At 70.3% G+C, this 24,493-nt stretch carries 23 protein-coding genes and 1 pseudogene; 10 read left to right on the top strand and 14 right to left on the bottom strand.

The window, feature by feature from the left end:
• Positions 1-27 precede the first annotated feature (27 nt).
• Positions 28-993 (top strand): amidohydrolase family protein, encoded by a 966-nt coding sequence (locus tag AC0VYM_RS01170; protein ID WP_475457954.1) that lies wholly within the window; start codon positions 28-30, stop codon positions 991-993.
• Positions 978-2,549: a long-chain-fatty-acid--CoA ligase gene (locus AC0VYM_RS01165; protein ID WP_475457952.1), complete on the top strand. Its 1,572-nt coding sequence runs from the start codon at positions 978-980 to the stop codon at positions 2,547-2,549. The genes AC0VYM_RS01170 and AC0VYM_RS01165 overlap by 16 nt, the downstream gene beginning before the upstream one ends.
• A gap of 49 nt (positions 2,550-2,598) precedes the next feature.
• Here AC0VYM_RS01165 and AC0VYM_RS01160 read toward each other — a convergent pair whose 3' ends face one another.
• Positions 2,599-3,399: a VOC family protein gene (locus AC0VYM_RS01160; protein WP_475457950.1), complete on the bottom strand. Its 801-nt coding sequence runs from the start codon at positions 3,397-3,399 to the stop codon at positions 2,599-2,601.
• Between the two features lie 261 nt (positions 3,400-3,660).
• On the opposite strand from AC0VYM_RS01160, the gene AC0VYM_RS01155 reads away from it, so the two are divergent.
• Positions 3,661-4,152 (top strand): SRPBCC family protein, encoded by a 492-nt coding sequence (locus AC0VYM_RS01155; protein WP_475457947.1) that lies wholly within the window; start codon positions 3,661-3,663, stop codon positions 4,150-4,152.
• A 291-nt stretch (positions 4,153-4,443) separates the two neighbouring features.
• Positions 4,444-4,911 (top strand): hypothetical protein, encoded by a 468-nt coding sequence (locus AC0VYM_RS01150; RefSeq protein WP_475457945.1) that lies wholly within the window; start codon positions 4,444-4,446, stop codon positions 4,909-4,911.
• Positions 4,912-5,054: 143 nt separating this feature from the next.
• Here the strand turns inward: AC0VYM_RS01150 and AC0VYM_RS01145 are convergent, their stop codons facing one another.
• The 4 genes from AC0VYM_RS01145 to AC0VYM_RS01130 form a co-directional block, all read right to left on the bottom strand.
• Positions 5,055-5,171, bottom strand: a complete 117-nt coding sequence (locus AC0VYM_RS01145) for a DUF397 domain-containing protein (protein WP_475457943.1) — start codon at positions 5,169-5,171, stop codon at positions 5,055-5,057.
• Positions 5,172-5,479: 308 nt separating this feature from the next.
• Positions 5,480-6,967 (bottom strand): recombinase family protein, encoded by a 1,488-nt coding sequence (locus AC0VYM_RS01140; RefSeq protein WP_475457940.1) that lies wholly within the window; start codon positions 6,965-6,967, stop codon positions 5,480-5,482.
• Between the two features lie 67 nt (positions 6,968-7,034).
• The gene (locus tag AC0VYM_RS01135) at positions 7,035-7,286 is read right to left on the bottom strand and encodes a Smr/MutS family protein (protein WP_475457938.1); all 252 of its coding nucleotides are present in this window, start codon (positions 7,284-7,286) and stop codon (positions 7,035-7,037) included.
• Positions 7,287-7,701: 415 nt separating this feature from the next.
• Positions 7,702-8,142 (bottom strand): hypothetical protein, encoded by a 441-nt coding sequence (locus tag AC0VYM_RS01130; RefSeq protein WP_475457936.1) that lies wholly within the window; start codon positions 8,140-8,142, stop codon positions 7,702-7,704.
• Between the two features lie 595 nt (positions 8,143-8,737).
• Between AC0VYM_RS01130 and AC0VYM_RS01125 the strand changes: the two are divergent.
• Positions 8,738-8,832, top strand: a pseudogene (locus tag AC0VYM_RS01125) (IS982 family transposase); the annotation flags it as partial.
• Between the two features lie 28 nt (positions 8,833-8,860).
• Here AC0VYM_RS01125 and AC0VYM_RS01120 read toward each other — a convergent pair.
• Positions 8,861-9,346, bottom strand: a complete 486-nt coding sequence (locus tag AC0VYM_RS01120) for an N-acetyltransferase family protein (RefSeq protein WP_475457933.1) — start codon at positions 9,344-9,346, stop codon at positions 8,861-8,863.
• Positions 9,327-10,151 carry a TIGR02452 family protein gene (locus AC0VYM_RS01115; RefSeq protein WP_475457931.1) on the bottom strand — a complete coding sequence of 275 codons (825 nt, stop codon included), beginning with the start codon at positions 10,149-10,151 and terminating at the stop codon, positions 9,327-9,329. The genes AC0VYM_RS01120 and AC0VYM_RS01115 overlap by 20 nt, the downstream gene beginning before the upstream one ends.
• A gap of 114 nt (positions 10,152-10,265) precedes the next feature.
• On the opposite strand from AC0VYM_RS01115, the gene AC0VYM_RS01110 reads away from it, so the two are divergent.
• Positions 10,266-10,814: an RNA 2'-phosphotransferase gene (locus AC0VYM_RS01110; RefSeq protein WP_475457929.1), complete on the top strand. Its 549-nt coding sequence runs from the start codon at positions 10,266-10,268 to the stop codon at positions 10,812-10,814.
• Positions 10,815-10,825: 11 nt separating this feature from the next.
• Here AC0VYM_RS01110 and AC0VYM_RS01105 read toward each other — a convergent pair whose 3' ends face one another.
• From AC0VYM_RS01105 to AC0VYM_RS01085, 5 genes are all read right to left on the bottom strand, one after another.
• Positions 10,826-11,650 (bottom strand): class I SAM-dependent methyltransferase, encoded by an 825-nt coding sequence (locus AC0VYM_RS01105; RefSeq protein ID WP_475457927.1) that lies wholly within the window; start codon positions 11,648-11,650, stop codon positions 10,826-10,828.
• 26 nt (positions 11,651-11,676) lie between these two features.
• A complete protein-coding gene (locus AC0VYM_RS01100; RefSeq protein WP_475457924.1) occupies positions 11,677-12,531 on the bottom strand; it encodes an SURF1 family cytochrome oxidase biogenesis protein in 855 nt (284 codons plus the stop codon).
• Positions 12,532-12,667: 136 nt separating this feature from the next.
• Complete coding sequence (locus AC0VYM_RS01095) at positions 12,668-13,705, bottom strand: chaplin family protein (protein ID WP_475457922.1); 1,038 nt, start codon at positions 13,703-13,705, stop codon at positions 12,668-12,670.
• 740 nt (positions 13,706-14,445) lie between these two features.
• A complete protein-coding gene (locus AC0VYM_RS01090; protein WP_475457920.1) occupies positions 14,446-16,428 on the bottom strand; it encodes an APC family permease in 1,983 nt (660 codons plus the stop codon).
• Positions 16,429-16,541: 113 nt separating this feature from the next.
• Positions 16,542-17,585, bottom strand: a complete 1,044-nt coding sequence (locus AC0VYM_RS01085; protein ID WP_475457918.1) for a GntR family transcriptional regulator — start codon at positions 17,583-17,585, stop codon at positions 16,542-16,544.
• A 283-nt stretch (positions 17,586-17,868) separates the two neighbouring features.
• Here AC0VYM_RS01085 and AC0VYM_RS01080 point away from each other — a divergent pair, with 283 nt between their 5' ends.
• On the top strand, positions 17,869-19,041 hold the full coding sequence (locus tag AC0VYM_RS01080; protein WP_475462901.1) for a DUF418 domain-containing protein: 1,173 nt from the start codon (positions 17,869-17,871) through the stop codon (positions 19,039-19,041).
• 40 nt (positions 19,042-19,081) lie between these two features.
• Here the strand turns inward: AC0VYM_RS01080 and add are convergent, their stop codons facing one another.
• On the bottom strand, positions 19,082-20,110 hold the full coding sequence (gene add / locus AC0VYM_RS01075) for an adenosine deaminase (RefSeq protein WP_475457916.1): 1,029 nt from the start codon (positions 20,108-20,110) through the stop codon (positions 19,082-19,084).
• Positions 20,111-20,284: 174 nt separating this feature from the next.
• Between add and AC0VYM_RS01070 the strand changes: the two genes are divergently transcribed.
• On the top strand, positions 20,285-20,914 hold the full coding sequence (locus AC0VYM_RS01070; protein ID WP_475457914.1) for a hypothetical protein: 630 nt from the start codon (positions 20,285-20,287) through the stop codon (positions 20,912-20,914).
• Positions 20,915-20,969: 55 nt separating this feature from the next.
• Here the strand turns inward: AC0VYM_RS01070 and AC0VYM_RS01065 are convergent, their stop codons facing one another.
• The gene (locus tag AC0VYM_RS01065) at positions 20,970-22,430 is read right to left on the bottom strand and encodes an aldehyde dehydrogenase (NADP(+)) (protein WP_475457912.1); all 1,461 of its coding nucleotides are present in this window, start codon (positions 22,428-22,430) and stop codon (positions 20,970-20,972) included.
• Positions 22,431-22,891: 461 nt separating this feature from the next.
• Here AC0VYM_RS01065 and AC0VYM_RS01060 point away from each other — a divergent pair, with 461 nt between their 5' ends.
• On the top strand, positions 22,892-23,482 hold the full coding sequence (locus AC0VYM_RS01060; RefSeq protein ID WP_475462900.1) for a TetR/AcrR family transcriptional regulator: 591 nt from the start codon (positions 22,892-22,894) through the stop codon (positions 23,480-23,482).
• The gene (locus tag AC0VYM_RS01055) at positions 23,476-24,384 is read left to right on the top strand and encodes an alpha/beta hydrolase family protein (protein ID WP_475457910.1); all 909 of its coding nucleotides are present in this window, start codon (positions 23,476-23,478) and stop codon (positions 24,382-24,384) included. The genes AC0VYM_RS01060 and AC0VYM_RS01055 overlap by 7 nt, the downstream gene beginning before the upstream one ends.
• The last annotated feature ends 109 nt before the right edge of the window (positions 24,385-24,493 follow it).

Raw genomic sequence — 24,493 nt, 5'->3', positions numbered from 1 at the left:
GTTCGGATCGGTCGTAGGCTGACGGATGTGACTGGAATCTCACCGCTCCCCGAGGGCGACGAGGAGGCCGAGCTCCGCCGGATCCTGGGCGGGCTCGGGCTCCCCGGCCTCGTGGACGTGCACACGCACTTCATGCCGGACAACGTGCTGCGCAAGGTCTGGGCCTACTTCGACGCCCTCGGTGCGGGGGTCTGGCCGATCAACCCCCGCTACCGGACGGACGAGCGGGAACGGGTGGCGCTCCTGCGCGGGTTCGGTGTCCTGGGCTTCACCGCGCTCTCCTACCCCCACCGACCGGCCATGGCCACCTGGCTCAACGACTGGTCGGCCGACTTCGCGGAGCGCCACCCCGACTCCCTGCGCAGCGCCACCTTCTTCGCGGAGCCCGAGGCGGCCGACTACGTGCCCGAGGCGATCCGCTCCGGTGCCCGCGTCTTCAAGGCCCACCTCCAGGTCGGCGGCTACGACCCGCGCGACCCCCTGCTCTCCGACGTCTGGGGCGCCCTCTCCGACTCCGGGACCCCCGTGGTCGTCCACTGCGGCTCCGGGCCCACCCCCGGGAACTTCACCGGCCCCGGGCCGTTCTCCGAGGTGCTGCGCCAGCACCCGCGCCTGACCGCCGTGGTCGCCCACGCGGGAGCACCCGAGTACACGGCCTTCCTCGACCTCGTCGAGAAGCACGAACGCGTCCACCTGGACACCACCATGACGTTCACCCCGTTCACGGAGCGGCGGTCGCCCTTCCCCCGTGCCGAGCTGCCCCGCCTCCGGGAGTTCGGGCACCGCGTCCTCCTGGGCTCGGACTTCCCGAACATCCCGTACCGCTACCTCGACCAGATCCGGAGTCTGGTCGGGCTGGACCTGGGCGACGACTGGCTGCGCGGGGTGCTGCACGACAACGCGGCCGCGCTGTTCGGCCTCCGCACCGGTCCCGACCAGGTCCCCGACACCAGGCAGCACCACACAGAGAGGGCACGATGGAACTCACCCTGACCCCCCTGGAGTTCGCCCGCCGGACCCGCAGACTCCACCCCGACCGGGAGGCGCTGGTCGACCGGGAGCTCCGGCTCACCTACGAGGAGTTCTTCGACCGCTGCGACCGCTGGTCGACCGCGCTCCAGGGCATGGGGGTGGAGAAGGGCGACCGGGTCGCCTACATCGCCCCCAACACCCACGCCCAGCTGGAGTCCTTCTACGCGGTCCCGCAGCTGGGCGCGGTCCTGGTCCCGGTGAACTTCCGGCTGACCGCCGAGGACTTCGTGTACATCGTCAACCACTCCGGCGCCAGGGTGCTGTGCGTGCACTCCGACCAGCTCGACGCCGTGGACGGGGTGCGCGACCGGATGCCCGGTGTGGAGCGGTTCGTCGCCCTGGAGGGCGCCCGCGACGGGTGGGAGGACTACGAGTCCCTGGTGGCGGCGGCCTCCCCCGACTTCGAGCGCCCGGAGATCGCGGAGACGGACCTGCTCACGATCAACTACACCTCCGGCACGACCGCGCGCCCCAAGGGGGTGATGATCACCCACCGCAACGCGTACATGAACTCGGTGGGCACCCTGCTGCACCTGCGGATCGGGCTCGGGGAGAGGTACCTGTGGACGCTGCCGATGTTCCACGCCAACGGCTGGACCTACACGTGGACGGTCACGGCGGCCGGGGGGACCCACGTGTGCCTGCCCGCCATGGACCCGAAGCGGGTGTTCGAGCTCATCCGCACGGAGGAGGTCACCTGGCTGTGCGCGGCGCCGACGGTGCTGATCATGCTCTCCAACACGCCCGAGGCCGTGCGCGGTTCCGTCCCGCCGGGGGTGCACGTGGTCACCGCCGGGGCCTCGCCCGCCGCCGAGACCATCGAGCGGCTGGAGGAGGACTTCGGCTGGACGGTCACGCACGTGTACGGGCTGACGGAGACGACGCCCTTCATCACGGTCTGCGAGCCCCGGCCGGAGCACCGGGACCTGTCCGTGCGTGAACGCGGCGCGCTCAAGGCCCGCCAGGGGGTGGAGCTCATCACCTCCGGTGAGCTGCGCGTGGTGGACGAGACGGGTGCCGAGGTGCCCTGGGACGGGACGACCGTCGGCCAGATCACGGTGCGCGGCAACGTGGTGATGAAGGGCTACTACAACGATCCCGAGGCCACCGAACTCGCGATGGGCGACGGCTGGTTCCGGACCGGGGACGCGGCGGTCACGCACCCGGACGGCTACGTGGAGATCCAGGACCGGATCAAGGACGTGATCATCTCCGGGGGCGAGAACATCTCCTCCGTTGAGGTGGAGGGCGTGCTGCTCCGGCATCCGGCCGTGCTGGAGGTCGCGATCGTGGGTGTGCCGCACGAGCGCTGGGGCGAGACGCCGCGCGCCTCCGTGGTGCTGTGCGAGGGTGCGTCCGCCACGGAGGAGGAGGTCATCGCCTTCGCGCGTGAGCACCTCGCGCACTTCAAGGCGCCCACCCAGGTGGAGTTCGTGGAGCAGCTGCCCAAGACGGCCACCGGGAAGATCCAGAAGTTCGTGCTGCGCGGCGGCGCCTCCGCCGTCTCACGCCAGTAGAGGGCGGCCGAAGGCCCCGCTCCGTGGGTGCCACGGAGCGGGGGCGGACCTACCCGGGGTTCGGGGTGAGCAGCACGAACCCGGCGCCGAACGGGTCGGCGCCCACTGCCAGGCGTCCCACGCCCGGGACGTCGTCCGGACCCATGTAGACGTGGGCTCCGGCGGAGGTCATCTCCGCCACGGTGGCGTCGCAGTCGGTGACGTGGAAGACCGGGTGCCAGTCGGCCGCGCCCCGGGTGGCGGGCAGGTCGGCTTCGGCGACCTCCATGACCCCGCCGAAGGCCCGGTCGTCGCCCAGACCGGCGGGGCGGGCCACGGAGTAGACGCTTCCGTCTCCGTCGCCCGGGAGCTCGAAGGCCTCGAACTCCCACCCGAAGAGGCCGCTGTAGAAGTCCCTGGCGCCCTGCGCCGAGGGGGTCCACAGTTCGGCCCACACGAGGGTGTTGGGGTCGTCGGTCCGTTCCATGCCCGGGAGGGTTCCGGCCTCCCAGAGTGAGACCGAGCCGCCCTGGGGGTCGGTCACGTAGGCCATTCTTCCCAGGCCCATGACGTCCATGGGTTCGACGTAGGGTGTGGCGCCCAGTTCGCGGGCGCGGTTGAACGTCGCGTCCAGATCGGGGGTGTTGAAGTAGAGGGACCAGCTGACGGGCTGGTCCTCGGACATCTTCGGCCCGAGTCCGCCGATCAGGGACCCCTCGTACCTGAGCAGCATGTAGCCGCCGGTGTCCGGACCTGCGGACTCCGCTGTCCAGCCGAACACCCGGCTGTAGAAGTCGATCGCCCGGTCCACGTCGGCGGTGGTCAGCTCGATCCAGCAGGGCGAGCCGATCACGTAGTCGGTGGTGATCATGGTGCCTCCCGTCCGTGGCTCCATATTCGAGTCTGCTCCCGGGCACTGCCATGCCGGGGATGAGCGGGGCAAAGTCTTGACAACGAGCCGACGGGGAGACCGTCGGCTCGCCGCGCGTCCAAGCCTTGCACTCGCTGGCGACAGGAGCCGTGACCAGGCGGAACGAGGGGAACGATCACGGGACGTGAGGGCGCGGGTGAATAGCATGAGGTGAGGCTGCACCCGCACGCCACGTCACTCGGGGAACCGGAGCACTCCGCCATGAAGTACACCGTCTCGATCGAGATCGCCCTCCCGCGGGAGAGGGTGGCACAGCTGCTCGCTGACCCGGCGCACATGGCGAAGTGGCTGCGGGGTCTGGTGTCGCATGAGCCGGTGAGTGGGGAGCACGGGGAGGTCGGTACCCGGTCGCGGGTCGTGTTTCGGACGGGGCAGCAGGAGATGGAGGCCACCGAGACCGTCACGCGCCGGGAGCCGGAGGAACTGCACGGGATCCCGGAGGACGTGGTTGTTCACTTCGACCGCGAGATCGTTGCTGAGGGGATGTGGAACGCGGTGCGGGACCGGCTGACCGAAGCCGGTCCGGAGACGACGCTCTGGGAGAGCGAGAACGAGTACCGGTTCGATGGACTGATGATGCGCCTGGTGGGGTTCGTGATGCCCGGAGCCTTCCGCAAGCAGTCGCTCCAGCACATGGAGGACTTCAAGGCGTTCGCGGAGCAGGGGAAGGACGTCCGCGACTCGGAGGGTTGATCCACAGGGCTCTGGAGTGCTGCACCTCTGGTGCGGGCGACGCGCACGTCGAGGTGTTCATCTTCGCTCTGGCCTCGGGCGATCCGCCGTGGGAGGCCGCCCGCCGGGTCAACGCGGCCCTGGCAGTGACCCGCCCCGGCCCCGCAACTTCCCCCGATCAGTCGGCCGGGGCGGGGACGGTGTGCGGGGAAGTGGCTGGCGTCGCCTTGTGTTCACGGAAAACCACCCCCGAAGACTGGTCACTGAAAGTAGGATTCCGGTGACTTAGGGAACTTCTCTGGAAAGGCCTCCATGGCTGCTCATGGCATCGTCGCTGGCAAGCCCTACCACCTCGTCTTCGACAACCGCGGGGTCGGAATCGAAGTCGAAACCAACTGGGACTGGGTCCGGCTGTCCAACGCGCAGGACGGCCTCTGGCACACGGTCACCTTCCACGAGTACGAAGGTGGCCGCTACGTGATCGAGCACGAAACCGGCCACTGGGACGACTACAAGTACTGGCAGCTGTCGAGTCAGGGAGTCAGCCTCAACAAGTGGGACCCCTCCACTGCCTGGACCATCCACCCGACCAAGAACGGGTTCCTGCTGGGGAAGGGCGACAACGTCTTGGTGGTGGTCAAGGACGGTAAGAAGTGGCTCAAGGCCAAGGAGTCGGGTCTGGCGCTCGGCTTCTCGCTGTCGCAACTCGATCCCGTCCACCACGTCCGCGAGATGTCCATGAGTACTAGCGTCGTTGAATTCCAGGCTGTCCCGGCCTGACCACCGCTCTCTCCGGCCAGTTCCAGGCAGACGGGCTTTCCGCCACGAGGGGGCGGAGAGTCCGTCGCATGCCACGCCTCGACCAGGGTTGAATCCAGCATTGAGATGCCCCGGCCACTTCGGCCGGGGCCTTCGTCGCCTAGCTACTTGGAGGCACGAAGCAGCGCGGTCCACTCCGAGGAGGGGAAGGCCAACGTGCCGAGGTCCCTGTTCTGAGTGTCGCGGACTGCGGGCGAGTACGGATCGTCGCTGTGCGACACAGGCCCAAGCTACGAAGCCGACAATGGCCACACCGGCCACGACCGTCGGCAAGACCCACCCGGTCCCTGTGAGGTGTTCGTGTAGAGCGTTGACTCTCATACAGCCGATCTCCTCTCCTTACTTCTGATCGCGCCACTCGCGTTTGATTTAGGTGGGCGCTACAAGGAGGAAGGAGTTCTAGGGGCAGCTCGTGACAGCCCCAAGCTGCGTTTCTTATTCGTGATCTTTGGCAATCGCCTCAAGCGGGTCTGGCAGCACGAAGGGGCACCACCGGCAACATGCCCGGTACCGCCCCCATGTTCAGGAGCTACTCAGTGTCCTCCGGCACCGCGTTGACGATGCGTTCCCACACCTCCACGGGAACAAGTTCGGCACGCTCCGCCGTGGTGATGTTGCGGCGACGCTGCGCACTGTGAACCACACAACGAAGGTTCATGCCCTTGATGAGCTGCCCACGTTCTTCGTCGTCGGACTTCTCCCACAGCTCCGCGACCGTGAGCCCCAAGGGCCGCTGCTCCCAGCGTGGCGGCATCGACGGCTGGTTGCGGAGGGCTCGGCGGCGACTCGTCAAAGCCGTCATGCGCTGGCGGTAGTCCTCCGGATCGTCATCGAAGAGTCCGGCGTCACGGTCATCACGGAGATTGGCGATCGAGCGGTTCAGGGCTTCGAGTTCCGCTTCGGTGTCGTTGCCCGGCACGAAAACGGTCTCGTAGGCGTCCATGTGCCCCACGGTCGTCAGGAACTCGTCGGAGATGAAGGACGTGATCTTACGGATCGTGATCATCACACCCCCGCACCGATCACCGTTCCTGCCGTAGCACCGCATGACTGGTTCGGCGTTCGGGGACTTGGGATAGGGCTTGCGTGTGGACTGGGTCAGTGGCCGTCCGCACTTGCCGCACACGGCGATCCCGAACAGCCAGTGGCGGCGAGCCGGAGCGACCCTGTCGAAGCTCCGTGCCTCGATGGCCAGCCGAGCCGCCGTCAGCGTCTCCCGGTCCGTGACGGGCTCCCAGAAGACGGTCTCAGTGCCGTCCACGTTGCGGACGACATGATCTCGCTCATCCAATCGATATCCGAGCAGTGAGGGGTGCTTGATGATCGCCTGGATGCCCTGCCCCGACCAGTAGGACGGCTTGGGGTTGGGCTTGAGCGACGTGCGCACCCGGGGCGTCGTCACACCCCGCTCGTTCAGGTCGCGGGAGATCTTGTTGCGCGGTTCCCCCGAGATGAGACGCGAGATGATCTCACGGAGGACTTCGACCGCCTCCGGATCACGCTCCAGAACCTTCCCCCTGCCATCAGGTGCGGGGACGATGCGCAGACCGTACGGCGCGCGCCCCTCCGTGTGGCGGTGGGTCTTCTTGAGGTGCTGGCGGGCCTGCATGATCCGCTCCCGGATCATGCTCCGTTCCATCTCCGCGAACAGCGCCACGAGTTGGGCGAACGCCCGCCCCATGGCGGTCGTGGTGTCGAGCTGTTCCGTGCACGACACGATGTCGACACCGTCACGTTCGGCCACTTCCAGGAGACGGGAGAAGTCCAACAGGGACCGTGAGACCCTGTCGAGCTTCCACGCCACCATGGCATCGATGTCGGGGAACTGTTGAAGCAGCTTGGACATGGCGGGTCGGTCCTCCGGGGCCACGGCCCCGGAGACACCGTCGTCCACGTACTCTCCGGCGATGGACCATCCACGCTGCTCGGCCAGCTCACGACACACCTTGAGCTGACGCTCGATGGAGGTGGAGTTGTCCGCAGAACTGGATAGACGGGCGTAGATCAGGACACGCATGATAGGCATTATCGCCTCATTCGGGCAGGTCAGCACCCCCGAACGCGACCCTGTGGACAACGTCGCGTCAGAAGCGCATTCGTACTATGACTCTTCCGAAGTTCTTCGAGTCCTTCTCGACGCGGTGGTAGCGGGCCTTGACGTCCTTGCGGTCGAGGAAGCGCAGGACCCGCTTCTTCAACTGTCCCGAGCCCTTGCCCGGGATGATCTCGATGGTCTTGGCCCGCTTCCGTTCGGCCTCGTCCATGATGTCGTTCAGGGCCTTGTCGATACTCGTGCCCTTGTTGAAGATGTCGTGCAAATCGAGCTTGAGTCGCACTCCCGCCCCTTCTCCGCCAACTGGATGACGTGCGGGGAGACGGCTGCCAGGTCCGCGACGACTCCCATGCGCACATCGCCACCTTCACCAAGCCGCCGGAGATCGTCAAGGCCCGGCACCCGGAGAGCAACACCGGCCAGAGCACCACGACGCCGGACCTGGGTCCTGTCTCGTGGAAGCGGGAGCGGAGCGGCATCTGCCCTGGCAGGGTGGGTGAACGTACCCGGACGCCAGGAACTCACCGGTGCAGGGTGGGCCCCGTCGCGTCCGCCCTGCCCACCGGACGCGACGGGATCATCACGCAGATCGCCCTTGAGCTCTGTGGCGAGTACACGCCCCGGCGAACAGAGAGGTAGGCCCCCCGAGGCCCTACTCCGGCCCTCGTCCTGGCACGATCACCGCGGCCACACGGACCTCAGTACTGGTTCAGTCGGCGCAGCTTCGGACGCGTGCGCAAGACGACGTACACAGCGGTCCACACCACGGCCACGACCAACCCGATAAGGGCGCCCTGCCCGAACGCCAGGGTCGAGTGGTCGACGTTCCCGGGCAGCCTGGTGGAGGCGAAGAAGAACGCCAGGAGAAACGCCATGGGGAAGTGGAGCACCGCCTGCATGATGTAGCGAAAGCGCCGATCCCGCACCATTCTGACCCCGAAACCGACACCACCGGCGGCAATGCCTCCGGTCGTTCGTACGGCGCCGACGAAGGCGTCGCCTGGGGCGTCGATCATCCGTCCAGCGATGTGGCTCATATCCTGGTTGTACTGGTCGTTCGCTCTTGCCTTGGCAATGTCGTCCTCCAGCCCGGTAATCCGGTAACCGCCGTGGAAGTTATCTCTGCTGATACGTGCCATGATCGGTCTTCCTACTCCTTCGAGTAGATCTCGCCATTCCAGCGGTACTGGACGGGGTTCGACATTGCTCCGTCGCCGCGGACGGACCCCGCAAGGGAGCCGTGGCGACTGACACCGATGAGGGTCAGATACGTACCGGACCGCGACCACGGGCATTCTCATATGTGCTCGCACTTGCCGACGGCAGCTCGTTCCGCTCCGGGTCGCGGTTCCTGGTGCACGAGTCGAATCTACAGGAAGGCCTCAGCCTCTTGTAGAAGCGATCGGTACCCGACATTCCCGCTTCCACTCACCAGCCCCGAAAGGCCCGCGTTCCGCGTAATTCCTCTGCCTGGAGTGCGAAATCCTGGCCCTGATCTGGGAGAACAGAGTTTCTCCGCTCGGCGGACGTTTCTCTGCGCGGTAACGCCTTCGCTGGTCAGCGGGGTGTGGGCTGAAGGTCGAGGACCTACTCGGGGCGGGGGCACCGGGTAGGCCAGCAAGTCGAGCCGCGCCTCAGTCTGATCGGTGATCGGCAGGAACGTGCAGGCAGGACCAATGCGCCGTCTTCCTCTCGAAGGTGCGGGCCGCGGCCCCGTGCCCGGTCTCCCCGAACACCTGTCAGAGGATCTGCGCGCCCAACACCGCGAACTGGCACACCTGGTTGATCGGTGCCCCCTCAAGCGGTCGTTGGTCGCCTACGACCACTGACCAGGACACCGAACACCCCAGCAACGGTCTAGAGCTGGAGCGCGAAGCACACCCGGTCGTCGCCCGGACCGTCGTAGTCCTCGAACGGGCCGGTCACCGCGAACCCGAGCGACCGGTGGAACGCGATCGAGCGCTCGTTGGACGGCGAGGTGACCGCGCGCACCAGGGAACGACCGTCGGCCCGCGCGGCGTCGGTGAACAGGCGGTACATCTCCCGCCCCACACCGGAGCGCCGATGCCTCGGAGCCACCCCGGTGAAGTGCACGTAGGCCTGCTCCGCCCGGTCGGGGCTGGGGAAGCCCACCAGGAACCCCGCGATCCCCTCGTCGTCCTCGACAACCAGGGAGGTCCCACCGAAGTGGTCGAGGAACAGCCTCGGCAGGATGTGCGCCACCGGCCTCCCCCACCAGTCGTCGCAGACGGCGATGATCCGCCCGTGGTCCCCGGGCACCGCGTTCCGAACCGTGACCCCACCGGGCCCCCGGCTCTCGAACTCACCGCTCCATGCGTTCATCGAAGGCCTCCTCGAAGGGTCTGCGTACCCCGGGATCCCGGTCCAACACCGCGAAGACCACCCGAGCGAACACCCCCGCCAAGTCCCCCTTCAGGTGCTTGGCGAACGCGGCGGCCACCGCCTCGGGACGGTTGCCGAACACCCCGCAGCCCCACGCACCCAGCACGAGCCGGGTGGTGCCGTGGTGGGCGGCCACGGCCAGCACCGCGCGGGCCCGTGCGTCCAACGCGGGCGGCACCAGGGGCAGGAGTTCGGGCTGGTTGCGCTGGACCATGCGCCGGTTGGGCGCGGCCGCGGTGAGGAAGTCCACCGGCACCGGCTCGGGCAGCCACCCCGCGCGGTCGTCACGGAACACCGGAACGCCCGGTGACCAGATCACCCGGTCGCTGTACAGCAGACTCCGCTCCGCCACGTGGTGGTCGTAGTACTCGGGACAGCGGATCAGCGAGTCGTAGAGCGCGCTGGACCGGGCCAGGCTCTCCTCCTGGGCCTTCGCTCCGTTGGTTACCCCGCCCCCTGGTCTGCGGGCCGAGGCGAAGTTCAGCGCCGCCACCCGGCCCGGCTCCTCCGCGACCAGCCTCCGCGCCGCCGCCAGGGTGCTCTCCCCGGTGACCTCGAAGCGGGTCTCGCGACCAGCCGCCGGGACGGGCAGCTCCGCGATCTCCTCGGGCAGGTGGAGCCGCGTGCCCGCGCGCATCGTCCCCAGGGGCCCGGAAAGATCCACCCGAACGCCGTCGGCCTCGTAGCTCTCCCGCTCGTAGGCGGCACGGGTCTGGTTCCACACTTCACGCAGTCGCTGGGACACGCGGCTCCTCTCGTAGAGCCACGAAGCTACCGCCCGCCCAGGGCCGTCCCCAAGGGGTTTTGGCAGGCGGAAAACCCCTCGACCCCGCTGCGATCCGGCGCGATCATCGGGTCCGTGAAAAACGACAACAGAGAGCTCACCCGCACGTCCAGGTTCCTCTCCCTGGTCCTGCGCCACGACCCCGGCCGGGCCGGGGTCAGCCTCGACCCGCACGGCTGGGTCGAGATCGAGGCCCTGCTCGCGGGCTGCCGCCGTGCCGGGCACCACCTGACCCCGGAGCGTCTGCGGGAGATCGTCGAGACCAATGACAAGAAGCGCTTCGCACTCAGCCCCGACGGCCTGCGGATCCGGGCCCAACAGGGGCACTCGGTGGACGTGGACCTCGCGCTGACGGCGGAGACCCCACCGGAACTGCTCTTCCACGGCACCGTGAGCCGCTTCCTGCCCGCGATCCGCCGCGAGGGTCTGCGGCCGATGAACCGCCACCACGTCCACCTGTCGGCGGACCGCGAGATCGCCCGCCGGGTCGGCGCACGCCGGGGCTCCCCGGTCGTCCTCACCGTCGACGCGGCCCGCATGCACGCCGACGGGCACCGGTTCGGCGTGAGCGAGAACGGCGTGTGGCTGACCGACTCCGTCCCGCCCGCGTACCTGCTCGGCTGACGCGGGGACCGCTAACCCGGCTTGACCGCCGAGAAGATCGCCGTCCCCGGGATCATCCGGCCGCGTACCGGCCCCCACCCGCCCCACACCTGGTCGTTGTCCTCGGGCCACTCCGGCTCGACCATGTCCCGGAACTCCAGCCCCGCCGCCACGATCCCCCGCAACCAGTCGCCCACGGTGTGGTGGTGCTCGACGTAGACCGCCCGGCCCTCGTCGTCCTCCTCCACGTAGGCGCGGCGGTCGAAGTAGCTCTGCCGCACGGTCATCCCCCGTTCGGTGGGGTCGTCCGGGAAGCACCAACGGATCGGGTGCGTCACCGAGAACACGAACCGCCCGCCGGGCCTGAGCACCCGACCGGCCTCGGCCAGCGCGGTCTCGGCGGCCGGCACGAACGGGAACGCCCCGAACGAGGAGAAGACGACGTCGAAGGAGTCCGCGGCGAACGGCATGCGCTGCGCGTCGGCCTGGACGGCGGGCAACCGGTGCCCGGTCTGCTCGTCGATCCTCCGGGAGTGCTGGAGCTGCCGCCAGGCCAGGTCGAACCCCACGACCTCGCGCACACCCTCCGCGCGCAGCCACCGGCCGCACTGCCCGGCGCCGCAGCCGACCTCCAGGACCCGCTTTCCGTCCAGGTCCCCGAGCAGCCGCACGTCGGCCTCGTCCACGCCCTCGGGCGACCAGACGAACCCCACGTCACGCAGGAAGTCACCGTGTTCGGCCTGGTAGGCGTCGGCGGCGCCGTCCCACCACAGGCGTCCGGCCCGCGCGCTCTCGTCGCCCCGCACCGCGCGCCGCTCCACCCGGCCGGGAGCCGGGTAGTCCATCTGATCGTCCACGTTGCTCCTCGGGCTGCTGACGCGGCTCAGGTCCGGGTCGGCCGGGCGCTCTCCGCCGGTGCCACCGGACCTTCGGGGCCCTCCGGGTCCCGGGCGTCTCCGTCACCAGTGTCCCCGTTCCCCGAACCCTTCGTGTCGGCCTCGCGGGCGTCGCGCAGCTCACGGCGGATCAGGACGACCCAGCCCACCACCGCGACGACGCTGAACACCCACCACTGGAAGGCGTAGGAGGCGCTCATCCCGGTGTTCTCCTCGCGCAGGGCGATGCGCTCGGGGGCCACCTCGGGCACCGGATCCTGGTCGGTGAGCTCCACGTACCCGCCGTAGATCGGGTACGGCAGCTCCTCGGCCAGCCGGTCCACGTCCACGAACATGATCTGGCCCTCGGGCATGCCGTCGCGTTCACGCAGCCCGGTGTTCTCCTCGGTCTCCCCGAACTGGAGGCGCCCGGTCACCCGGACCTCGCCCTCGGGGGCGGCGGGCGCCTCGGGTGTGTCCTGGGCGTTCTCGCCGCGCTCGATCCACCCCCGGTTCACCAGGACGGCCGTGCCGTCCCCGGTGACCAGCGGGGTGAGGACGTGGAAGCCCACCCCCTGGGAGCCGTCCCGGTTGCGGAGCAGGAGCTCGTGCTCCTGGTCCCAGGTGCCGGTGGCCTCGACGGTGCGCCAGCGGTCCGCCGGGGCGACGTCGCCGCCCACGGAGGTGAGCCGGTCCACGGCCACGGGCTCGGCGGCCACGTTGTCCCGTTGGAGGTCGACCGCGGCACTGCGCGTCTCGGCCCGGTCCAGCTGCCAGAACCCCAGCCAGACGAAGGCGGGCACCAGGATCACGACCAGCGCGTGGAAGGCCAGCATGCGTGAGGAGAACAGGACTTTGAGCACGTCTTCGAGGTTATGAGACGTTCCCGGCCGCCCCGCACCGGCCCCGCCCACGCGGACGGGGCCGCCGGTCTCCCGACGACCCCGCAGGTCGGGCGCTGGATCCACGCCCCCGGCCCGGTGCTCCGGGCGGATCCGACTACTCGTCGGCGGCGGCGGTGGCCCTGCGCCTGCGGGCGAAGTACAGACCGGCGCCACCGGCACCGATCGCGGCCACGGCGGCGGCGACCAGACCGCCCAGGGCGCTGCCGGTCATCGCCAGCTCCTCACCGGCCTCCTGCTTGGGGGCGGGCTTCTCGTCGGTCTCCTCGGGCTTCTGCTCCGGGTCCTTCGGAGCCTCGGACTCCTCGTGCTTCTCCGGGTCCTTCGGCTTCTCCGACTCCTCCGGCGTCTCGGGCTCCTCGGGCTTCTCCGACTCCTCGGGGGCCTCCGGCTCCTTCGGCTTCTCGGAGATGGTCTCCACGCAGGAGGCCTCCGCGATGCCGAGCACGGACACCGCGTTGCCGCAGATGTCGACGGCCGCGTTGACCGGGACGGAGACCTGATTGCCGCTGGCCACGCCGCCCGCGCCGCTCGTGGCGGTCCCGGTGGAGGCGCCCTCGTTGTCCGGGGAGGCGTGGATGATGTTGATGATCGTGGTGCACTGCGCGCTGGAGGCGCCCAGGACGGCGATGGAGTTGCCGCAGATCTCGATGGCGGTGTCCACCGGGACGGTGATCTGGTTGCCGCTGGCCACACCGCCGGAGCCGTCGGTGTTCAGGGTGGTGGGAGCGTCCTCGGACTCCTTCTCCAGGACCTCGACCACCTCCACGCACTCCGCCTCGGAGATCCCGGCCACGGCCACGGAGTTACCGCACGCGTCCACGGCCGCGTCCACCGGGACGACGAGCTGGTTGCCGCTGGCCACACCGCCCGAACCGTCCGTGGCGGCGCCCTGACCGCTGCTCTCGTAGAGGACCTCGGAGACCTTGGTGCAGGTGGCCTTGGAGATGCCGAGCACCGCGAGCGAGTTGCCGCACAGGTTGGCCTCGACGTCGACGGGGACGACGATCTGGTTGCCGCTGAGCACACCGCCGGAGCCGTCGGTGGTGGTGTCGGCGAAGGCGGCGCCGAAGGGCGCCAGGACCAGCCCCGCGGTCAGTGCGGTGGCGAAGGAGTAACGGAACGTGTTTCGCATGGTGCGGCTTGGACCCTTTCACGAAGTGCTGCCAGGGGATGCGCCGAGCGGCGCGGCGCCGTGAGCCCGGACCCGGCGCCGTCGTCGCGGTCGCCCCGGGTCCCACGGCCAGCGAACCCGTCCACGAAGACGTCGGGACGGCGGGGTGGCCCGCTTGCTCAAGACATGGGTGGCGGCCCGGTTATCACGGAGTTCTTTCCGACCGGAACTGCCAACGGACCGAAACGTTAGCAGTCGAAGAGGCCGCGCAGGCCTATTCCGGAAATGTTGCCGCGAATCATGAACACCCTACGCCCATAGGATATTACGTAGAGTCATTCTTCCTGTTCAGGTGGGTCTGGTTCAACACGAAGCGCTCAAAGTCGATCACCAAGAGCAGTGGATCCCTACTAAGAGGCCTCGGGGAACCGCGCAACAAAAGGGAACTAACCGACTTCGTAGATTCGTTTCGGGCCACCCACTCAGCGCCTCATACCCTGCGCACACAAATAAGCCGATCGCACTTTATGACCGAATAGTCCTTCCTTTTCGCGACCCTCCCCGAACCCCGCCGCACGGCGACGCGCCACGCACCACCGAGGACCGAACATCGCTGGTCAGAGCGGTTCCACCTGCCCCGGACCCAGCACCGCACCGATCAGGCCGGAGCCAGCCGGGTCGCGTCCCGCGCAAGGACACGCCCCCGGCCCGCCACCGGAGCACGCGTGAACGAGGACCGACCCGCTCCGGGACCCCTCGGATCAGCTCACGTGCACCACGGGACGGCGGTCGGCGTCCGGCTCGTTCTCCCGCAGGATCTCCCGGGTGAACCCGGCGGTACCGCCGGCGCCCAACACCAGGAAGTGGAAGAACGCCCGCATCGGTGAGTAGTCCGACCACGCGAAGTAGCAGTGCGGGATGCTCCCCGTGGCGTCGCGCACGCACAGCAGCACCGCCGCCAGCGCGTTGGGGACCGCCGGGCTGCTCACCCGGAGCACGCGGTGCCCGTGGATCCAGGTCCCCCGCACGCTGAGCGTCCCCTCGAAGTCCGAGGGGTGGTGGACGCGCACCTCGACGAACAGCGGGGAGATCCGCAGCGTCACCGGGTTGAGCCGGTGCTGTTCGGCCTCGGTCGCCGCGTACTCGTCCGCCTCCCCCGAACGCGGCCGGTTCGCGAACAGCAGCACCTTGCCGTGGCGGGCGGCCTCCCGGACGAACCGGAGGGCGGTCGGGTCCAGGTCCACCGAGTGGGCACGCAGTTCGGTGCTGCGCAGGGTCCGGGAGACCAGCGACACGACGATGATCGCCAGCACGAACAACAGCGCGATGGCCAACCCGTCCGGACGGCTCACGACGTTGTCCACCAGCGCGAACCCGAACACGGCGGTCAGCACCGAGAACCCGAACGTGGCCAACCACGCCCGCCTGCGGTGCACGATGATCGTCACCGCCACGGCGGAGGTCACCAGCATCGCCAGGATGCCCGTGGCGTACGCCCCGGCCTGCGAGTCAACGCTCGCGCCGAACGCGATCGTGATCAGGATCGTCACGGCCGTGTACACCAGGACCACCGGACGGACCGCGGTGCCCCAGGCCGGGGCCATCCCGAACCGGGGCAGGTAGCGCGGCACGATGTTGATCAGCCCGGCCATCGCGGAGGCCCCCGCGAACCACAGGATGAGGATCGTGGAGACGTCGTAGACGGTGCCGAACCCCTGACCCAGCAGGTCGTGCGCCAGGTAGGCCATGACCCGGTCCGCGGCCGGGCCGCCGACCTCCACGTCCTCGCGGGGGACCAGCACGCCGGTGACGAAGGTCGTCGCCAGCAGGTAGACGCTCATGATGACGGCGGCGGTGGTCAGGAGCCTGCGGGTGCCCGTGATGCGCGAGCGCATCCGCTCCTCCGCCGTCTCCCCCTCCGAACGCACCAGCGGCATCATGCTCACGCCGGTCTCGAACCCGGACAGGCCCAGGACCAGCAGCGGGAAGGCGAACAGCACCACGGCGGAGGTCGGCCAGAAACCGTCCCCGACCACGGCCACCTCCCACTGCGCCAGGGTCTCCGGGTGCGCGGCGATGTGGGCCAGGGCCGCCACCACGACCACCAGGTTCAGCAGGAGGAACAGCAGGACCAGGGGGATCGCCAGCCGGACCGCCTCCTTGAACCCCGCGAGGAACACCGCTCCCAGCAGTGCCAGGAGCACGATGGTGACCAGCACGGGGTGGTCGGTCAGCGCCCGCGGCGTGTAGGGGTTGGCCCCCAGGTGGGCGGTGGCGTCGGCGGTGGACAGGGTGATGGTGACGATCCACGAGGTCGCCACGAAGCCGAGGAGGCACAGCACCAGGAACTTGCCCCGCCACTCCGGGAGCAGGTGGGCCAGCATTGCCACCGAGCCCTGCCCGTGGGGGCTGCGCTCGGCCACCCGGCGGTAGATGGGCAGCATGCCGAACAGGGTCAGCAGCACGATCAGCAGCGTGGCGACCGGAGACAGGGCCCCGGCCGCGAGGATGGCGATGCTGGGCAGGTAGCTCAGCGTGGAGAAGTAGTCCACACCGGTCAGGCACATGACCTGCCACCAGTGGTGCTGGCGCTCGGTGCGCGGTCGGGACCCGGGGCCGCCCACGTCGTCCACCTGGTGGGCCGTCATCCACCGGCCGAGGGGGTCCGACCACCGCCCGCGCCGACGCCCCCGGCAGGGGACCTCCCAGTGGTATCCGTCCCGCGTGGCGTCCTGCTCCAACACGCCTCCCCCGGCCGACACGTACGCCCACAAGTCTGCGGGGGCGGACGGCCGAAAGGGGGCAGGTCACGGGTGTGTCGGGCGTTCCGGACCGGCCCCGGCGGGGTCCGACTGGCTCAGGCCGTGTCGGTGCCCTCGATCCAGGGGGCGAGTCCGTCGAGGAGGCGTGCCATGCCGGGCGCGAAGGTCGCGTCGACGTCGGGCGGCCCGGAGACGCTGAACATGGTGGGGAAGCGGCCCTCGACCGCGAGCTGCCGGAACTCCGGCCCCCGGGAGCGCCACCACTGCTCGGTGTCCATGTCGAGTTCGTGCTCCTCCAAAGCCACCCGCGTGGCCTGGAGCGCCATGCCGGAGTTGTAGGCGGACACGATGGTGAGGATCTGCAGGGCCTCGTCGGGGGTACGGCCCTGGGCGACGAGCACCCGCATCATCCACTCACCGTTCCGCAGGAGCGCCGGGGTGACGACCCCGCCCGACATCACCGTCAGCCGGGCGGCCCAGGGATGCTTCCGGTAGATCTCCCACTCACCCACCAAGGCGACCTGGAGGGCCTCCCGCCAGTCGGCGGGCGCCGGTTCGGGCAGCGCGTCGACCGTGTAGAGGTGGTCGACCATCGCCGTCAGCAGCTCGCCCTTGCTCGCCACGTGCCGGTACAGGGCCATGGTGCTTACCCCGAGTTCGACCGAGACCCGGCGCATGGACAGGCCTTCGAGCCCTTCGGCGTCGGCTACGGCGATCGCGGCCAGGACGATGCCCTCGCGGGTCAGACCCGACTCGGTGTGGGGGCGGCGTTCCACGGCGGTGGCGGAGCGGGGGTGTTCCCGCGTCCCGGGCGCGGACCCGGAGACCCGCTCGGACCCGGGGCCCAGATCGGACCCGGAGATCCGCTCGGGCTCGGGGCCCGGCTCGGCCCCGGAAGCGGGTGCGGCGGGGCCCCGGACGACGGTGCCGACCCCGCGCACCGCCTCCACCCGGCCCGCGAGGCGCAGCGCCGAGAGCGCCTTGGTGGCGGTGGCCATGGCCACGCCCCACTGCTGGGTGATCTCCCGCGTGGAGGGCACCCGGCTCCCCGGCGCCAGCTCCCCGGAATCGATGCACGCGCTGATGTCCGCGACGATCCGCTGGTAGGGCGCGAGCCCGTCTCCTGTGTCCATGGTCATCCTCTCCGAGCCAGGCCAAGGGCCAGCCAAGTGTACTAGTGCACCACCGCCGTGACGACGCCGCAGCCCACGGAGCACCGCCACGCGAAACCCACTCCACCGCTCCAGGTGCACTAGTGCATTGATTACGTATTCCCGCTAGAAAAAGGGCTTTGACAGAGTTATTTTTTGTTGTTTAGTGTGTACACACGGGTGCACTACCCGCCCGATCCCCACACCCTCCCACCCTGGCGTGTACATCGTCCACAACGAGCGTGCCGCCACCACCCCACCGGAGACCACCATGGCCCAGCCGTCCACGTCCGCCCCACCCACCCCGGACACCTCCGACCGCCCGCTTCCGCCGGACCGGCGCTCACTGGCACCGGACCTGGCGCGCGGGATCATGCTCCTGCTCATCGCACTCGCCCACGCGCACCTGTTCACCCTGTTCATCGGCGGCACCGAGGTCACCACGACCCTCCTCGACCGGATCGCCACCGGCGGCACGGTCATGTTCGTGGACCTGCGCGCGTACCCGATGTTCGCGGCGCTGTTCGGCTACGGCCTCGCCCAGATCCACCGTCGACGGACCGAACAGGGCCACGAGTGGCGCAGCACGCGGGGGCTGCTGCGCCGACGCGGCCTCTGGCTGGTCGTCTTCGGTGTGGCCCACGCCGCGCTGCTCTTCTTCGGGGACATCCTGGGCGTCTACGGCCTGGTGTCGCTGCTCCTCGTCGGGGTGCTGCGGTTCCGGGACCGGACCCTGGTGGTGCTGGCCCTGCTCTGGATGCCGCTGGCCGCCGCCGCGCACGCCCTGATGGCCGCCGGGCAGGCCATGACCGAGGAGACCCCCCTCCTGATGCCCGACGGCTTCGTGAACGAGCTCGTCTTCCGCCTGACCTTCTACGCGGTCCTCATCGTGGTGATGTTCCTCAGCACCGTGGTCCCGTTCCTGGTCGGCGTCCTCGCGGCCCGGCACCGCGTCCTGGAGAAGCCGCAGGAGCACCTGCGCCTGCTGCGCGCGACCGCGTTCGTCGGCGTCCCGCTGGCCGTGCTCGGCGGGCTCCCGCTGGCCCTCACGAAGGTCGGCGTGTGGGCCGACCCCACGCCCCTGGCGGTCCTGCTCGTCTCGCCCCTGCACCAGGTGACCGGCTACGCGGGAGGCCTGGGCTACGCGGCGCTCATCGCCCTGGCCGCCATCCGCCTGAACGCACGGCGCGGGCCGGTGACCGACGCCCTGTCCGCCCTGGGCCAGCGCTCCATGACCTTCTACCTGGCCCAGTCGGTGGCGTGGACGGTGCTGTTCGCCTCCTACACCCTCCACGTGCAGCTCACGTCCCCGGCCGTCGCCGTCGGCATCGCCGTGGCCGTGTGGGCCGTCACCGTGGTCCTCGCGGACCTCATGCGCCGTCGCGGTCGGCGCGGCCCGGCCGAGACGGTGCTGCGCCGCCTCACCTACGGACCCAACCGCTGAGGTGGTCCGGGCCCGGGGCTTCCCCGGGCCCGGACGGCGGTCAGGCCACCCCGTGCCGCTCGGCCACCGCGTCGATCTCCGCCAGCAGCGCGTGCCTGCGGGCCGCGCCCAGGTAGGAGGCGTGCACGCCGTTGCGGGCCAACCGCACCAGCCCCTCGGCGCCCACCAGGTCGTGCGCGATCCCGTACTCACCGCTCAGGTCGCTGCCGAACAGGGTGGGGTCGTCGCTGTTGAGGGTCACCAGCAGGCCCGCGTCGAGCATGGCGGGCAACGGGTGCTCCTCGATCCGGTCCACCACGCGCGTGCGGATGTTGGAGGTCGGGCTGACGTCCACCGGGATCTGGGCGTCCACCATCCGCTCCACGAGCGCCGGATCCTTCATGGTGTCGATGCCGTGCCCGATCCGCTCGGCGCCCAGCAGGTCCAGCGCCTCCCGGACCCGTTCCGGCCCGGCCTGTTCACCGGCGTGCGGAAGGCTGGCCAGCCCGGCCGCGCGGGCCCGGCCGAACACGTCCGCGAACGGGCCGAGCGGGCCCTCCACCCCGCCGACCCCGAACCCCACCACGCTGGGCGGGCCCTCCCGGAGCACCGCGTCCAGGGTGCGCTCCGCCGACTCCACCCCGAAGTCCACGGGGAAGTCCGGGATCCACCGCAGCTGGATGCCGTGCTCGCGCTCGGCGCGCATCCGCGCGTGCTCGATCCCGTCGAACACCACCTTCGCCGGAACACCGCGCATGAGGTGCGTGTACAGGCTCACGTGCACCTCCGCGTAGCGGACGTTCTGCGCGGCCAGCCGCTCCGCGACCACCGAGGCCAGCAGGTCGAAGTCGGCCTCCTCCCGCAGGGTGCGCACCGAGGCCAGGTACACCTCGATGAAGTGCGGGAAGTCGGTGAAGACATACCACTCCCGGAGCTCCTCCAGGGTGGCCGGGATGTCCTCCACCCGGTGCCTCCCGGCGAGCTCGAAGAGGGTCTCGGCGGGCATGGAGCCCTCAAGGTGGACGTGCAGCTCGACCTTGGGCAGGTCGCGGACGAGCGGTCGGAGATGTGACGCGGGGTTCTGGTCCATGGCGCCAACCTAGGAGCCCGGCGCGACCGCCCGCCACCGGAGGCCGACAACCTGACGAAAGTTGGGGAACTCCGCCCCCGGGTGCTGACCAAAGAGCATGGTGGCGCCCCCGCCACCTGCGTAGATTCTGGGCCATCACCCCCGGCGCAGAGCCAGGCGCAGAAGGAGCAGACGATGAACGCGCGACCCACGGCCCTTCCCCGACCCACCGCCCTCCAGGTGCTCGGCTCCCGGATCCGGGTCCACGCCCAGGGCCACCCGGGCGCCTTCGCGGTCGGCGGGGGTCTCGTCGCCGGAGCGGTCACGGCACTCCTGGCCCTGCTCTCCTCCACGCCCGGTCTGGCCGACCCGACCGGCGCCCCGGGCTGGCTGCTGGCCTCGATCCTGACGGCGACGCTGGTCGTCGCCGCCCTGTGCGGCCTGCTGCTGTTCTTCGAGGCCCGGAGCCTGCCGAAGGTGTCCGAGACCGACCCGGTCCGCTACGCCACGGCCCGGCTCCAGGCGGCCTCGGGCGAGCTGGGACCGGACCCGGAGACCAACCGTCTGGCCCGCCAGCTGGCCGACCGGCTGGAGCGCCGGAGCGACCCCCACCACCACCTCGCCCCGCTCTTCGTGATCATGGTCTTCGTGACGTTCCGCCCGCTCGCGGAGATCATCGGCCCGGACTTCGAGCCCCTGACGCTGTTCCAGCTCACCCCGACCGTCCTGTTCCTGTTGCTGATCGTCCCCGCCTACCTCGGCGCCAGGGCCAGGTACTCCCGGATCGCGGCCTTCCGCAGCAGCTACGACGCCGCCCGGTCGTGAACGTGACGGCGGCGCGGCACCCGGGGGCGCCGCGCCGCACGTCACACGGGGTCGCTCACTCCGTCGGCAACCCGCCGTTCACCCTCCGGGGGACGGCCCTCGGGTTGCCGTCCCTCAGTTCCGGCGGCAGGAGCGGCTGCGGCACCGACTGGTACGTGACCGGCCGCAGGAACCTGCGGATCGCGGTGCTGCCCACCGAGGTGTGCGCGGAGGCGGTCGTGGCCGGGTAGGGGCCGCCGTGGGTCATCGCGTGGGTGACCGCCACCCCGGTCGGCCAGCCGTTCCAGACCACCCGCCCGGCGACGGAGGCGCCCAGGGCCAGCAGCGCCGCGGCCATCGGGTCGTCCTCCTCACCGTGGACGGTCACGGTGAGCTGGCCGTGCAGGACGCCGCCCACCTCCAGCAGACGGCGTTCGTCGGGGTAGGTGACCACGAGGGTGGCCGGCCCGAAGCACTCGGTAAGCAGGTCCTCGGAGTGCTCCAGCAGGGAGTCCAGCCCGGTGCGCAGCAGGGTCGGGGACCACCCCTCGGCGCCCTCCCGCCCCCGGACCAGCACCTCCGTGGCCGGATGGGCCGACAGGGCGTCCACACCCCGCGCGAACCCCTCCGCCACCCGCCCGTTGAGCAGCGGGGCGGCGGCCCTGCCCTCGAAGTCACCGACCAGGGCGTCCAGCCCGGCCCCCTCCGGGACGAACAGCACCCCCGGCTTCGTGCAGAACTGGCCCGCGCCCAGCGTGGCCGAACCCGCGTACCCGTCGAGGATCTCCTCACCCCGGGCGGCCATCGCCGCGCGGGTCACGAAGACCGGGTTGACGCTGCCGAGCTCCCCGTAGAAGGGGATGGGCTCAGGACGCGCGACGGCGAGGTCGTACAGGGCGCGGCCCCCGGGAATCGATCCGGTGAAGCCGACCGCCCGCGTGAGCGGGTGGGTGACCGCACTCCTACCCGCCTCGAAGCCGCTCACCAGGGCGAACGCCCCCTCCGGCACCTCGGCCTCGGCCAGTGCCGCCACGACCAGCTCCGTGGTGAGCCGGGCCAGCTCCGGGTGGCCGGGGTGCGCCTTGACCACCACTGGGCACCCGGCCGCCAGCGCGGAGGCGGTGTCGCCCCCGGCCGTGGAGAACGCGAAGGGGAAGTTGCTGGCCCCGAAGACCACCACCGGCCCGAGCGGCACCAGCAGGCGCCGCACGTCCGGCCGGGGCGTGCCCCAGTCCGGGTCGGCCGGGTCGATCATCGCCTCCAGGTACTCGCCCTCCTCCAGGACGTCCGCGAACAGGCGCAGCTGGAAGGTGGTCCGGCCCAGCTCACCCCGGCAGCGCGCCTCGGGGTAGCGGGCCTCGGCCATCGCGACGGGGACGAGGGAGTCGGCCGCGCCGTCCAGGGCGTCGGCCACGGCCCGCAGCGCGCGGGCCCGATCGGTGGCGGGCAGGGCGGCGAGGAGCGGGGCGGCGGCGGCCGCGCGCTCCATCACGGCGTCGAGTTCCTCGGGCGTGGTGTCGGGGGCTGCGGTGGTCATGGCCAGAACCTCCTGGAGGGGTGCGTGCACGGCGTCGGGCACGGGCCCCACGATGCCACGACCGCCCACGCGGGGCACGGCAGCGCCATTCACGACGCGACAACCCGACTACGCAAAGCGACATCAGGGAACACAACAGACCAAAGGGGCAACTCCGTTTCCGACTCCGGACACCCGCCCCCACCTCGGAGAACGCCGCCCCCACGGGGCGTCGGCGCCCCCGCACGAGGTTCCTCCGCACGAAACTGGAATTCCCCGGAACCAGGTGATTCCGGAAAGGCATCATAGGTTTCGTGACGACTAATTCCCGAAGCTCAACGCCCCCTCGCGCACGACGGGCTCCCGGTGCGACCAACGGGACCGCCGCGACGCGTGAGGGCCGTGGGCCCTCCAGCGTCGCCAACGACGAACTCGCGTTCGCGCAGGCACCCCTGCGCAGGCTCCCGGCCCAACAGCGCAGCATGGTCCGGGTCCAGCGCATGCTCGACTGCTGCGCCGACCTCCTCGACGAGGTCGGGTACGACAACCTCTCCACCACCCGGATCGCCGAACGCGCCGGAGTGGCCATCGGCTCCGTCTACCAGTTCTTCCCGGACAAGAAGGCCATCACCCAGGCCCTCGGACTCCGCTTCCTCGACCAGTTCGGCGCCCGGGTCACCGAACGGCTGGCCGACACCAAGTTCACCCACTGGACCATCGCCGTCGACGCCATCATCGACGAGTACATCGACATGCACCGCAACGTGCCCGGCTTCCGCAGCCTGCACTTCGGAGACATCGTCGACCCCCGGCTCCTCAGCGGCGGCAGCGACAACAACCGTGTGATCTCGGTGCGACTGCGCCGGATCATCGTCTCCGTCACCGGCATCCCCGACGACACCGAACTCGACCGCGCCATCCACGTGGCCGTCGAGGCCGCCGACGCCGTCCTCAAGCTCGCCTTCCGTGACAACCCCGAAGGCGACCCCGCCCTGGTCCACGAGGCCAAGCGACTCGTGAGCAGTTACCTCTCCCGATTCTCCGAACCAGACGGAGGCGACCGTTCTTGGTAGTCGACACCACAGGTCCCACCACGACCGCACCCGTCACCGGCACCGTCGCGGGCGTCCCCTTCCTCGCCCTGCCCCCCGCCGCCGCCACTGAGGGCCCGGCCCCGCTCGTCGTCGGCCTGCACGCCTTCGAGCCGCCGCGCAGCCAGGCCGCCCTGGCCGGAGCGATCCCCATGGCACCGCTTCCCGCCTGGCGGATCCACCTCGGCCTCCCCCAGTTCGGCGCCCGGCTGCCCGAAGGGGGCGTCGCCGAGATCAACCGGCGCGGCGAGCAGGACTACCTCCTCGAACTCTTCGGCCCCGTCGTGGAGGAGGCCGCCGCCGAACTGCCCCGGGTCACCGACGAACTGAGAGCGGTCTTCCCGGTCGCGGACACCCCCGTGGGCCTGGTCGGCGTGGGCGCGGGAGCCACCGCCGCCCTCCTGGCCCTGGCCGAGACCCGGCTCCCGGTGGGCGCCGCCGCGGTCATCAACCCCATCGTGGACCCCGCGCACGTGGTCGCCGCCCGCGAACACCGCACGGGCGCCCCCTACCAGTGGAGCGCCCAGGCCCACCGGGCCCGCGGCTGGCTGGACCTGACCGCGCACGCCGAGACGCTCTCCCGCACCGGCGTCCCCGTCCTCATCGTCAACGGCGGCCTGGACGAGGTCTCCCCTCCCGAGCACGGCCGCGCCCTCCACGACGCGCTCCAGGGCGCGCTCGCGCGGTCCGGCACCGCACGCGCCCCCGAACATGCGCTCCGTCACATCGTGGTCCCCGACCTCGCCCACGCGATCGGCCCCGAGCCCGGCCTCGAACCGGGTCCGCTCACCCCCGCCGGGGTGCTCACCGACCGCGCCCTCACCGAGTGGTTCCACCTGCACCTGACCTCTTCACGGCAGGTCCAGGCACCCGCCCGCCACTGACCGGAGCCCGACCCGTCCCCGACCGCACGCGTGCGGACACGGTGACGGACGGTGTTCACCCACACCACCCCGCGGCCTTCCCCCGCGTCCGCCTCCCGGACGCCGTCGC

The sequence above is a fragment of the Nocardiopsis sp. iso_237 genome, assembly GCF_056173345.1.
This window is presented reverse-complemented; position numbering and strand designations above follow the sequence as displayed.